The 13,937-nt window shown below is 42.4% G+C and carries 7 protein-coding genes; 4 read left to right on the top strand and 3 right to left on the bottom strand.

Annotated features, from left to right (window positions below; all coding sequences use genetic code 11):
• Positions 1–221: 221 nt before the first annotated feature.
• From HQK88_11005 to gltA, 4 genes are all read left to right on the top strand, one after another.
• On the top strand, positions 222–7,394 hold the full coding sequence (locus tag HQK88_11005) for an amino acid adenylation domain-containing protein (protein MBF0617328.1): 7,173 nt from the start codon (positions 222–224) through the stop codon (positions 7,392–7,394).
• A 27-nt stretch (positions 7,395–7,421) separates the two neighbouring features.
• Complete coding sequence (locus HQK88_11010) at positions 7,422–8,738, top strand: beta-lactamase family protein (protein ID MBF0617329.1); 1,317 nt, start codon at positions 7,422–7,424, stop codon at positions 8,736–8,738.
• A 147-nt stretch (positions 8,739–8,885) separates the two neighbouring features.
• Positions 8,886–9,710, top strand: coding sequence for a sulfide/dihydroorotate dehydrogenase-like FAD/NAD-binding protein (locus tag HQK88_11015; protein MBF0617330.1), 825 nt, complete (start codon positions 8,886–8,888; stop codon positions 9,708–9,710).
• A 32-nt stretch (positions 9,711–9,742) separates the two neighbouring features.
• Entirely contained in the window at positions 9,743–11,149 is a 1,407-nt protein-coding gene (gene gltA / locus HQK88_11020; protein ID MBF0617331.1) for an NADPH-dependent glutamate synthase, read from the top strand.
• Between the two features lie 12 nt (positions 11,150–11,161).
• Here the strand turns inward: gltA and HQK88_11025 are convergent, their stop codons facing one another.
• The 3 genes from HQK88_11025 to HQK88_11035 form a co-directional block, all read right to left on the bottom strand.
• Positions 11,162–12,151: a formylglycine-generating enzyme family protein gene (locus HQK88_11025; protein MBF0617332.1), complete on the bottom strand. Its 990-nt coding sequence runs from the start codon at positions 12,149–12,151 to the stop codon at positions 11,162–11,164.
• A 47-nt stretch (positions 12,152–12,198) separates the two neighbouring features.
• Complete coding sequence (locus tag HQK88_11030) at positions 12,199–13,308, bottom strand: DUF362 domain-containing protein (protein ID MBF0617333.1); 1,110 nt, start codon at positions 13,306–13,308, stop codon at positions 12,199–12,201.
• 66 nt (positions 13,309–13,374) lie between these two features.
• The gene (locus tag HQK88_11035; GenBank protein ID MBF0617334.1) at positions 13,375–13,887 is read right to left on the bottom strand and encodes a Uma2 family endonuclease; all 513 of its coding nucleotides are present in this window, start codon (positions 13,885–13,887) and stop codon (positions 13,375–13,377) included.
• Between the last annotated feature and the right edge of the window lie 50 nt (positions 13,888–13,937).

The raw sequence follows: 13,937 nt of genomic DNA on the forward strand, positions 1-13,937 counted from the left end.
ACCATATTTTTATGGGCACACTTTTCATGGTAGGCTGTTCTTGCGTTTTGACAATTAAATCAATAAATAAATCTGCTTTTATATTTCTTTTAATAAAACAATCAGTTATAATAGAACAATGCCTAACCGTATTTTAACGCTCAAAATTCTAAGATATTCATAACAACTTTTGGCTCCTCAACTTTTTGAGAAGCAAAAATTTTTTAATTTATAACATATATATGACAAAAAAAGAAAACGTTAAAAATATCTATTCCCTGAGTCCCTTAGCCTCAGGGATGCTGTATCATTACCTGAGTGATACTACCTCCTCTGCGTATTTTCAACAGATGTGTTTTACGATAACGGGTCAGCTCAATTTAAAGGTTTTTGAGGATTCGTGGAATGAACTCCTAAAGCGTCATGATGTTTTAAGAACAATCTTTGTTTATAAAGGCGTGCCTGAACCTCTTCAGATTGTACTTAAAGAGCGTAGGATGGATTTCAAATATGTTGATTTACGTGCGCTTACTCCTGATGAGTCCAACCCTGAGATTTGGCTGGAAAAGGACAGAAACTCTCCGTTTAATATTACCAAAGACACTCCTATGCGAATAACTGTGCTCCACACACAAGATAACCACTATGAGGTGATATGGAGCTTTCACCATATTTTGATGGATGGCTGGTGCACAGGAATAATTCAGGAGGAGTTTCTTACTATCTATAACGCTATGATTTCAAAAACCTCAGTTACACTTCCTCCGGTAACTCAATACAGTGTTTATATAAAATGGCTGAAACAGCGCAACTATAATGCATCGGCGCAATACTGGAATGAGCGTTTAAATGGGTTTTTACAAAGCACCCCTCTGCCATTTAAAGGAACTGATTATCAGCAAAAACCATATCTTCTGAAAACGGTAACAATTGAAGCAGATAACCAAATTTCGTCATCTTTAAATAAACTGGCCTCCGACTCAGGTGTTACAGTTGTGTCGGTAATTAAGGCACTCTGGGCAGTGCTGCTTGGTAAATACAACAGTGTTACCGATGTTGTGTTTGGTCTTGTTGTCTCCGGCAGACCGCCTGAAATTCCTTTAGTGGAACGCATGATTGGTTTATTTATCAATACAATTCCCGTAAGAGTAACATTTAGCAGCAAAGAGAGTTTTACAGAGCTTGCCTGCCGTATTTATGCTGAATCAATAGAGACACAAAGTCACGAACACCACAGCCTTGCTGATATTGCAGCCTCACATCTTCTTAAAACTGCCCTCTTTGACCATATACTCGTGTTTGAAAATTATCCGGAGGGGTCAGCGACCCCAGGCGTTAGCATAAAGGAAAATCTCAATATACAATGGAAAGGTTTTTTCGAACAAACAAACTATCCTCTTGAGATAAGCATATTAACAGGTAAAGCAATAAGATTCAGATTTTCCTTTGACGCTAACGTGTATGACGAAAATGACATCCATAGAGCTATAAACCATCTGCTCCAACTTGCGGCCTCTGCCTGCCAAAACCCATATGTAAGCATTTCCAAAATGGATATGTTAACGCAAGTAGAAAGAAATAAGATTATTTATACATTTAATGACACAACTGCCGCATTTGAAAAAGATTCCACAGTTACGGATATTTTTGAGCGGCAGGTGCTGTTAAACCCTGACAAAACAGCGGTTATCTCCGATGATAAACCGGTTTCATTTTCCCAGCTAAACGTAATGTCAAATCGCATTGCTCATCACCTTAAAAACGTGCTAAGCGTCAGAGCGGGCGACCTTGTTGGTATTATGACGGAGCGTACTGAGTTGCTGGTTGGCGGGATTTTAGGAATTTTGAAATCATCGGCAGCCTATGTGCCCATTGATCCTGTGTTGCCGTTAAAAAGAATTCTCTACATAGTTGAAAAAAGCGGCTGTAAAGTGCTGCTTACCTCAGATAAATATGTAAAAGAGTTCTCTGATATTTTCCCAAGCGCAATATGTAACATTGGTTCAATTAAAGAGGGGGAAACCTCAAATCCTATAAAAGGGATAACACCTGACTCAGCTGCATATGTCACATACACCTCAGGCTCAACCGGTAATCCTAAAGGCGTTATGGTAACGCATTCAAATGTGGTCTCATTTTCAGCCAACATGACAGGCGTGTTTGGCCTTACACACACGGACAGCATTTATGCGCTTACTACAGTTATTTTTGATATCTCCGTGCTTGAGCTTATAGAGAGCCTCCTTATCGGCATGACTGTGGTGTTAAGCCGTGACTCTGAAATACTCAGCCCGCCTGAGATGCTGCGAAAGCTCAGGGAATCTGCTGTTACAGCCCTTCAGATTACGCCGTCAAGACTAAAACTTTTGCTTGACGACAGTGATGTTGACGCTCTTAGCGCTTTAAGAGTATTAATCATAGGCGGTGAGCCACTACCAATTGACTTATTTGACCGCCTGAAACCTCTTTTTAGCATTGTAATACCGAGTAGCAGTCAGAAGCATAACGAGGCGGCAAGGAGAAAGCGACGCAGGCGTACTTTTGAGTACGTTGAGGAGCTTTTGACGATGCCAACAAAGTTAGGCGATAGAATGCAACTTGGTATAAGTGTGTTTAATGTTTACGGGCCAACTGAGACCACCATATGGTCAACTGCTAAAAGGCTAAACGATGGAGTGCTTAACATTGGCCGCCCGTTATTAAATGAATCCGTCTATGTTTTATCCTCAGACGGGAGCCTTTTACCATGCAAAGCGGCTGGGGAGATTTGCATAGGAGGAGCTGGAGTATCAAAAGGCTACTACAAACAGGAGCAGCTTACGGTAGAGAAATTCATAGAAAATCCGCATGTGCCCGGAGAGCTGATTTATAGAACCGGTGATCTCGGACGATGGCTATCTAACGGTGAGCTTGAGTGTCTTGGCAGAACCGACGACCAGCTTAAAATTCGCGGCTACCGCGTAGAGCCAGGTGAGATAGAGTGCCGGATAAAAGAGCATCCCTTTGTTAAGGATGCCGCTGTGATTGCAACCGAAACGGATTCAACTGAAAAAGAACTCACCGCCTTTATAATCCTTAATAACAACGAATTTAATGAGTCTGAACTCAGAGATTATCTGTCTCAGACTCTGCCTGATTACATGATTCCTACAGGGTTTGAATTTATTGAAAAGTTTCCTTTTACGGCAAACGGTAAAATTGACAGAAAAACTCTTGCTTTATATAGGAAATCAAGCAAAACGATTACACAAGATAGTTTTATAGCGCCTCGAAACCATATTGAGACTGTTACTGCCTCAATATGGCAATCCCTCTTAGGACGTGAGAGAATTGGCATAAAGGACAATTTTTTTGCGCTAGGCGGCCACAGTCTCAAGGCAATGCTTATAATGTCAAAAATCCACAAAGAGCTTTCAATCGAGCTGACACTGCGCGAAATAATGGAAAATCCTACTGTTGAATCTCTTGCACAGGTTTTATCACGTAAGGCACATTCTGAGTTTGATGAAATCCGGCATGTGGAGCGCGTCGGAGCATATCCCCTTTCACACGCCCAGAGGCGCATGTGGGTGCTGGAGCAGATTGAGGGTGATGCAGTGGCCTATAATATGACAGCCGCATATCTCATTGAGGGAGAAATAGATATACCTATTTTATACAAATCATTTAAAACACTGGTTGACCGCCATGACCTGCTAAAAACCACACTTCTAACAACTAAAACCGGCCCCCCTATGCAAACAGTAAACGACTCTGACGGGTTTTCATTTGATTGCGTTGATATTTTAGACGCACCTGACGCACTCAAGAAGGCACGGCTGATGGCAGAGGAGGAATCGCTAAAACCAATGGATCTGTTTAAGGGACCGCTTTTTGCCGTAAAACTTCTTTTACTTTCCGAAAAAAAGCGCGTGCTAATTATAAAGGCGCATCACATTGTTTGTGACGGATGGTCTTTCAGGATAATCACATCTGAGCTAATGGCTATTTATGAAACGTTGCTTAAAGGCAACAAAAATCCGCTTGTTCCTCTTAAGATTAACTACAGAGACTTTGTTGCATGGCAGGGCTCTGCTGTCACAGTGGAAAAAACACAGAAAGATAAACAGTATTGGCTGGACAGGTTTTCTGTCTCTGAAATTGTGCCGCTAAGACTGCCCATTGATTTCCCGCGCCCACACAAGCAATCCTTCAGCGGCAAAACCGTAAACATACAAATCAATCCGTCTCTGTCTGAGAGGCTTTTGGATATAGGTAAAGCTCATGGAACAGGGGCTTTTTCAGTTTTTGTTACTATCTTAAAAGCGCTTCTTTATCGTTATACAGGTCAAAGTGACATTCTTCTTGGCACGCCTGTAACAGGGAGAGCTCACCCTGATTTGGAAAGCCAGGTGGGACTTTTTGTTAACACCGTGGTTATAAGAGATGAAATCTCAGGCAGTGACAACTTTATAACACTGTTAAAGAAAATAAAAACCACAGTTGCCGGGGCCTTTGACCACAAGAGGTATCCGTTTGATCTGCTTGTTGATGATCTTTCACTTGCAAGAGATATAAGCCGGCATCCGATTTTTGACATAATGGTTGTTTTTGATGAGATTGATGATGAGGCTGAAAAATCATCTGATGTATTTGGAGATGGGATTGTTATTTCAGAGCTTCCATTTAACTACAACGTGACAAAGTTTGATCTCACTTTCCATTTCACAAAAAAACAGGGTCAAATTACTCTAAATATAAACTATGCTGATGCACTGTTTATGGAAAGCACAATTTCCATTATGGCAGCAAATTTCGTGACCCTTGCAGAATCATTTTCAAAAGATCCACTCAGTCCATTAAAACACATCAAGGCAGTAAGCGATAAAGAAACGAAAACTTTACTTAACGACTTTGCTGGCTTTGATGCTCCTTTTGCCCATGCCAGGAGTATCGTGGATATGTTTATTGAAAAGGCGGCAGAATGTGCAGAGCTGCCTGCTATAATTACAAAAGACGGGGATATTATTTACACTGAGCTTAACCGGCTGACTGATTCTTTGGCCTTCACACTGACACAGCAATTTAATGTTAAATGCGGTGATATAGTGGCAGTAATTCTCCCTCGCGGACGCTCACTTATAACTGCGCTCCTTGGAGTGCTGAAAGCAGGCGCTGTTTATATGCCGCTTGATACCAATTTCCCTTATGAAAGACTTGACTATGTACTAAGAGACAGCGGATGTAAACTGATTCTTACAGAGAGCACTCTCCCGGTATATGAACACTTAAGGAAAACATACGAGTACATTAAGGTAGTTGACCTTTTAAATTTACCGGTTACTGAGACTTCAGATTACCAGAGTGTGGTCTCAGGAGGCGATCTGGCTTATGTGATATACACCTCAGGCTCAACAGGCAGACCAAAAGGGGTGATGGTTGAACATGGTGGATTTGTAAACATGTCCACAGAGCAGTTACGAATTTTTGCAGTAGAGCAGACTGACAGAGTGCTTCAGTTTGCCTCGCCGTCTTTTGATGCATCTATGTCGGAAATATTTATGGCGCTCTTTGCAGGGGCTGCATTGGTGCCGATAGATGAAATGAGTATTAAGGATCCATCAAAATTTACGGCTTTTATAAAAGACTATGGCGTAACTGTGGCTACAATTCCGCCTGTCTATCTGCAGACACTTGATACGGAGGCTCTAAGCACCATAAAAACTGTCATCACAGCCGGTGAGGCTGCAAATGTTGGTGCTTGTCTTAAAATTGCCCAACACAGCCGGTGTTTTAACGCCTACGGCCCTACTGAGACATCAGTCTGCGCAACAATTCATGAAATCAGCCCAAAGCGCAGCTATTTAAAATCTGTTCCCATAGGAAAACCCATAGCTAATGTTTACGTATATGTGCTTGATGACAATATGAACCTTCTACCTGTAGGCGTGACCGGAGAGATTTATATTTCCGGAGTGTGTCTTGCAAGAGGATATCTGAATAATGAATCTTTAACGTCTGAGGTGTTTACTGATAATCCATTTAAAACCGGTATGAGGCTTTATCACACGGGGGACATTGGCCGATGGCACCATGACGGCACATTAGAGTTTTTGGGACGTAAAGACGATCAGGTTAAAATAAGAGGATATCGGGTAGAGCCGCTTGAGGTGGAAAGAGTTTTATCGTCTTTTTCAAAGATAAAAAAAGCAACAGTTGTTGCGATAAAATCCTCTGATGGAATGGCACTTGCCGCCTATTATACATCGAATGAAACACTATCTGTGGCAGCAGTGAAAGAGCACATGCGAAAAACTCTGCCAGATTATATGATTCCCGCTCATTTTATTGAGCTTGATGCACTCCCAACAACAATCAGTGGCAAGGTGGATAAAAAAATGCTGCCTTCTGTTGGAACTGTTGTCTTACCAGCCGCCAAAGAACATCAAAAGCCGTGTACAGAGCTTGAAACTGAGATTGCCTCTCTTTGGGAGCTTGTACTTGGCAGAGGAAATGCAAGGATTTACGATAACTTTTTTGACATAGGAGGAAACAGCATAACCGCTATTAGTTTAGCTATAAAACTAAGGGAACGTTTTAACCATAAACTCCCTCTTACTATTGTATTTGAATATCAAACCATAAACTTACAAGCAATGGGGATAGAAAACGTAAAAAGTTTTAACGAAACTGTTAACGCAAATCCGCTTGTGGTGTTAAATAATGACGGTGAACTTAACGTGTTCTTTCTGCCTCCGCTTTCCGGTTACGCGTTCGTTTACAGAGATGTTGCAAAGAGGTTAAGAGGAGTTACCGTATATGGCCTTAACTATACAGCTTCTGACGATCTGCTCAGCCGCTATACAGCAGAGATACAAAAGGTACAAAACGGCAGTCCTTGTATTTTGGTAGGGCACTCAGTGGGCGGAAATCTTGCCTTTGAGTTATCACGGTCACTTGGCCGGACAATTGTTACCGATGTAATACTCATTGACTCATACAGAAGGGTAAAGAAATCAGGCTATAACAAAATGCAGACAGAGGAGAGCTTGCAGCAGCATTATGATAGTTTCCTTTCGCAGATAAGTTATAGTGCAGAGGCAGGGGAGCTTTTTTTAAAAGAAAACCTTGTGAGTAAAACAATTATCAGGCAGATGGAGCACTACGCCGGATTTATTGACAATATGTTAAATGTGGATGTTACCGATTCCAACCTGCATTTGATTTTAGCAGAAGATGAAATTACAGACGATGGACGCAATGGCTGCCATTATCTCAATCGTAACTGGGAAAACTCGACAAAAGGCATTTATTTAGTTTATAATGGATTTGGAAACCATGCTGACATGCTTTCCGGGCTAAATGCAGAAAAAAACATATCGTTAATTCAAGGTATTATTGACAGTTATAGCAAAGTTAGGCAGAGGCAAGTATAAAATAAATCACATGAAGGAGATCAGTCAATGAAAAGAATATCAGAGGGAAGAACACTCAGCAGCAGGATTTCAGAGGCATTAGCGTTATCTCTTGCTTTAGTTCTTATGTTGTCGCTTTTAAGCTGTGGTTCAGGTTCATCAGGCAATAATAGCAGCAGCAATACTACAACAACAGCCGGCAGCTCATTAACATCATCTCAGGCATCGCGGATACAAGCCATGGTAACTAACAGAACTAATAACCCAAATTATGAGAATGTGCCCGGCATGGTAATGGGAATCAAGAAGGACAATAACACTGCATGGTACGGGACAGCCGGTTATTCGGATAATTCAACTTTAACCCCTATAAGATACACAGATAAGTTCAGAATAGGCAGCATATCGAAAACATTCACCGCAACAGTGGTGCTCCAGTTAGCTCAGGAGGGTAAACTGTCATTGTCGGATAATGTGACAAAATGGCTGCCAACTGTCGCCAGCGCTTTAACAAACTATAACCTTGGTTCGATAACGATAAAAAATCTACTTAATCACACAAGCGGCATACATACATATACAGACTTCACCGATTCCATATTCATAGCTGCTTATTCTGATCCGTACAGAATATTTACAAGCAGCGAGGTAATGTCTGTGATAAACAGCCACTCTCCGGACTTTACGGTAGGAACCAATTGGGAGTATTCCAATTCAAACTACTACCTGCTTGGACTTATAATAGAGGCGGCATCTGGTGACACATATGAAAATCAGGTACAAAAACGAATACTTACCCCATTGGGGATGACCAGCACAGAAGTTCCGTTTGCCGGGAATCCATACATAAGCGGCAGTTATGCACATGGCTATATGTATAACAGTCTGACAGGGAAGATGATAGAACGTACAGTTAGCGACCCGTCTTATCCATTTGCTTCAGGCAGTATTGTTTCTAACATACCTGACCTGTTGACATGGATGCAAGCACTTTATAGCGGCACTTTGCTTAATTCGACGTATCATGCGCTGGAAACGACATACGTAAACCTTAATGACTACGGTATGGGTAACTACTACTATGGACTTGGTATAATGGTTGAGGGAGATTACAGCATTATCGGCCACAGAGGACAGATATTTGCTTACGACTGCTCAATTCAACATTATATCACCCGTGACTACGATTTGGCGGTCTGCGTAAACAGATCCCTTTTCGATGAAGATGTTGTTAACTACTCAAATACAAATGCACTTATTCTCTATGACACTCTCACAGTGCTTGCCTCAGACAACACAACAAAACCGGAGACTAAAACGCCGGTAAAGCGATCCAACGTCAGGACTCCTTTAACAGAATACTAATGGTATAAGTAATACCAGATAGTTTCTATAATCTTGCCAATCCGGCTGAGGGCTTTGCCCTCCGCCGGATTACTGGTTTCTTAAAGATTGACATATACAGATAGGATGAAATATAATTAGGCACTGAAGGAATGAAAAACAGTAGCGATGTTTAAGATAATCAGGAAAGAGATATTCTCACCCGTAACGTATATGTGGGAGATAGAGGCGCCAGACATTGCAAGCTCATCTAAGCCCGGGCAGTTTGTCATAGTCCATCACAATGACAAATCAGAGCGTGTACCACTAACCATTGCAGATTTTGATGCCGAAAGAGGAACAATCACTCTTGTTATCCAGGTGGTTGGTAAGACCTCAAAGGAAATGATGTCGTATGAGGCGGGGGATTCCCTCCTTGACGTGGCAGGTCCTCTGGGTGAAGCATCACATATTGAGAAAGTCGGCACCGTGTTATTTGTAGGCGGAGGGTTAGGGGTGGCTCCCATATATCCCCAATTGCGCGCGTTTAAGGAAAAAGGCAATCATACCATTTCAATTGTAGGGTTTCGCTCAAAGGAAATTGTGTTTTGGGAGGAGCGTTTCAGATATTTTTCCGATGAACTTGTAATCACCACAGATGACGGTTCTTACGGCGAGAAGGGGCTTGTGACTGAGCCTCTGAAAAGAATTATAAGCCACGGAGGAGTTAATCTGGTTGTGGCAATAGGGCCGCTTGTTATGATGCGGGCATGTGCTGAGGTTACACGCCCTTTTGGCATAAAAACCATAGTCTCTTTAAATCCCATAATGGTCGATGGTACCGGAATGTGCGGCAGCTGTCGGGTCAGTGTCGGTAATGAGGTCAAGTTTGCCTGTATAGACGGACCTGATATGGACGGCCATATTGTTAATTTCGATGAATTGCTGATTCGACAGAAACGCTTTGATAGATACGAAAAAATAGCGCTTAAGAGGTTTGAAAGTTCGCAGTGAAGACCTATGCAGCAGATGAAAAAACAAAAAATATAAACACGATTAACCCGCAACGCTCTCCGGCAGGACATCAGGATGCGGCAGTTCGCCGTAAGAATTTTCTTGAGGTAGTTACAGGCTACACAGAGGATGTCGCCCTTACTGAGGCTGACAGATGCCTTCAGTGCAAGAAACCAGCCTGCATAACCGGCTGTCCGGTTAACATCAATATTAAGGGTTTTATACATGAGATTACAAATCAGAGCTATGAGAATGCGTACAGGATAATAACAGAGGCCAACCTGTTTCCGTCAATCTGTGGCAGAGTGTGTCCTCAGGAGAAGCAGTGCGAGTTAAAGTGTGTGGTTGGGAAAAAGTACGCACCGGTTGCCATAGGGTCGCTGGAACGTTTTGTCGGAGACCTTGCCCAAAAAAACAACTGGACTGATAAATCAGAAATAAAACGAAACGGCAAACGTGCTGCAATTATAGGCTCAGGCCCCTCTGGGCTTGCCTGTGCATCGGATTTGGCAAAGGCCGGATTTGAAGTCGTGATATTTGAAGCCCTTCACCTGCCTGGAGGCGTTCTGATGTATGGGATACCGGAGTTTCGGCTGCCTAAGGGAATTGTATCAAGAGAAATCGAAAACCTGAAAAACCTCGGCATTAAAATTGAAACCAATAAAATAATCGGCAAAACGCACACGATTGAAGATCTTATGCACAAACACGGCTTTGACGCCGTATTTATTGGAACCGGCGCCGGCTATCCGCAAAGCCCCGGTATAAAGGGAGAGTTTCTAAACGGCGTCATGAGCGCTAACGAGTTTCTGACCCGTGTTAACCTCATGCATGGCTATGATTTCCCAACTCACGCCACACCGGTAGGGATTGGGCATAATATAGCAGTAATTGGCTGTGGTAACACTGCTATGGATGCCGCAAGAGTGGCGCTCAGGCTTAATACCAAAAACGTTTACATAGTTTACAGAAGAACAGTTAACGAAAGCCCGGCCCGTAAGGAGGAAATAACACACGCCATGGAGGAGGGAGTGCAGTTTATATGGTTAACTGCACCTGTTGAAATCGTGGGCACTCCGGATGGCTGGATTAAGGGTATGCGATGTATTAAACTACAGCAGGGAGAGCCAGACAGTAAGGGGCGTCTGACAGTAAGCCCAATATTGGGCACGGAGTTTACGCTGGATGTTGATACTGTTATATACGCACTGGGAACTATGGCTAATCCCATAATAGGAAAAACCACCGCACATCTGAAACTCGATAAAAACGGCTATATTCCTGTTGACGATGAGACTCAGATGACCTCAATCCCCGGTGTTTTTGCAGGCGGAGACATATCTAAAAGCTCGTGGACGTTTACAACAGTGATTCATGCCATGGGTAAGGGAAGGCGTGCCGCTAAGGGTATGATAGATTTTGTGTCACACAAGAGTTAGCTTTCAAAACTTCTATTTCTGTGAATTTATCTTCAAAACGAGCCGGAGGCCAATATCAATGAATCTAAATCCGGGGTTAGCGTAGTACCTGTTTGTGCATCTGACGCTTCTTGCTGAGTCGTACCAACTGCCACCGCGCATAACCCGGCTACGCCCGTTGCCGTGATGAACTGGGTTATTGCGTTCATGTTTTTTGTAGGCGTCTTTAGCGTATATATCTAAAACCCACTCCCACACGTTACCGCTCATATCATAAATACCCAGACTATTTGGCTTCTTTGTGCCAACAGGTTGCGGCTTTCTGCCTGATGTCCCGTCATACCATGCAACGTTGTCGGGAAAGTTACCGCCGGAGTATCTCTCATTCATACCCCCGCCCCTGCAGGCATATTCCCACTCGGCCTCAGTAGGTAAACGATACCTGGCGCCACTTTTTGCGCACAGTTCCTTTATGAAATCCTGAGCATCCTCCCAGCTTACCTGTTCAACAGGCAGGTTGACGGACTCCTGAAAACGTGACGGATTGCCGCCGGTTATGCTTTTCCATTGCTCTTGTGTTACCGGATACCTGCCTATATAAAAATCATCCACGCAAACCTCATGCAGCGGTAATTCATCAGGAAAACCGTCACCAAAAGAATCTCCCATCTGAAAACATCCGCCTTTTACAAAGACAAATTCCATGCCGGTTATTGTGTCAGTATATAGCGGCTGGTTTTGGAGGACATCCTCGTCTTTTTGATTTGTGGCGTTATCATCTTTAAGTTTTGCCTCAAGTTGTGCAATTCGTCCAAGACTGCTATTGAGAGTATCCTGCAGCCTGTTCCAGTTGTTAATTGCTATTTTAAGTTTCTTGTTGTACTTGTCGAATACATCTGAGGTAACAGCCGTGTGTGATTGGTTTAAACTAAGATCGGACTCTATATCCCAACTGCATTGCGGACACAATAGTTGAGATGTTACATCAATTTCAAATCTGCAACACGGACACTTTTGGCTCACACTACCAACCTCGTTTAATTGTTATACATATAATAAAATGTCTGATTTTATTTACTAAACATCTTCATAATGGTTTTTCCCATAAGCGGCTCGTAGATTTCTATAGCTTTGTGCGGGCAAATCTCCTGGCAGCAGTAGCATCTGATACATTTTTCGTAATTAAAGATTAGTTTTTTGCCGTCATTTGTGATGGCTTGTGCCGGACATATTTTTACGCAGCTGTTACACAGTTTACAGGCGCCGTCAACATTTTTAGGTCTTGTGGTAAGGTGTTTTCTCATAAACTTCCTGGCAACAGGGGGGCCAAAAAGCATACTGGTCTCTTTGGGAAACACAAACCCCGTTACCTCGTCCATTTCGCCCTCAATCGTATAGTCTTTGATTAGATCAAGTTTGAGAGCAGCCTTGTTTGTGTAAAGCCAAAGGGGGGCAATATTAAGCATCTCACAAACTGCCATATCCAAAGTAACGGCATCAGAGGAGCCCATAAGCACGCCCATATTTCGAGGAATTCCTGAAGAGCCAGGGCCATCCCCCTCCATAGCAAGAATGCCGTCCAGTATGTTGATTTGAGGTTTTAGCAGTGAGTAAAGCGTGACAAGGAGCTCTGCAAATTTCTCCCGGTTTTCTCCCACTTTCATATGCCATTGCGGTTTTTTTAACCCCACAATTGTACCAAAGAGGTTTTTCACTGCAAGTGTTAACCGCATCTGCGTGTGGGTTTTGAGTTTTGCTGCATTTATAATTACCTCAGCCTTAAGTGCATCTTCAGCTATCTCGATGTTTTTAAAAGAAGAGGCAGTGTTAACCATCACAGACCTTGTGAAATCCTTAAATGTAACGTCAAGTCCTTTGAGAGCGTCCTGATAGCCGCCAACTTTTAGTATCTGATTAAATATATTAGTTGGAGAGCCGGAGCTATCCGATATTTGAACGCTTGCACCGAGATTAAGCACATACTCGGCTATAGCCTTAACCACAAGCGGATGTGTTGTCACAGCTTTATCGGGTGGGTAGGCTAAAAGAAAATTCGGTTTTATTAAAACACGGGTTCCCTCTTTGATAAGCCCGGTGTTGAGGCTGTCCAGAATCGAGGTAATATTTTGCTTTAGCTCCTCATAACTGTAAGTGGATTTCTTTATTATAACTTTTACCACGAAATATTATAACATAAATGATGGGGTTGTGAACATATGAAAATTGTTGGATGCGCGCTTAGAAGGCTACTCGAATATATCTTTGATACTGATTGCAAGCCCTTCTATGACCTTAGAGGTTACAACTCCTTCAAATGATGCAACACAATGTAACTTGTACCTATCACCTTCAATGGTTAGAATCTCAATCATTTGCAGCTCCGGCATGACTATCCAATACTCTGGCACTCTGTATTTCTCATAAATAGCTTTTTTAATTTCGGTATCCATTTCGTAACTGCCCTGAGATATTATCTCACAAACCATGTCTGGTACACCTCTTATCCAATCCTGAAAGATACTCATGTTCTCCCTCCTGATAAACAAAATATCAGGCTGAAGCCTGTTAATCCCCTCTTCAAAAATCACATCAAGAGGTGATACATATAACTCACCTAAATTATGTCTTTCCAGGTGAAACAGTATTCTCTTTGTAATTTTCATGACAATGCTTTGATGTCTTCCAAATGGACTAGGCCCCATGATTTCCTCTCCGTTTATAATTTCAGTTAAGTCAAAGTCTCTCGTTAAAGCTTGCATAATAATAGTATATTGCCGGACTTTTGGTTTTGTCAATTAACCCGTTATGT

It is taken from the genome of Nitrospirota bacterium (assembly GCA_015233895.1).
Classification (GTDB): domain Bacteria; phylum Nitrospirota; class Thermodesulfovibrionia; order Thermodesulfovibrionales; family Magnetobacteriaceae; genus Magnetomonas.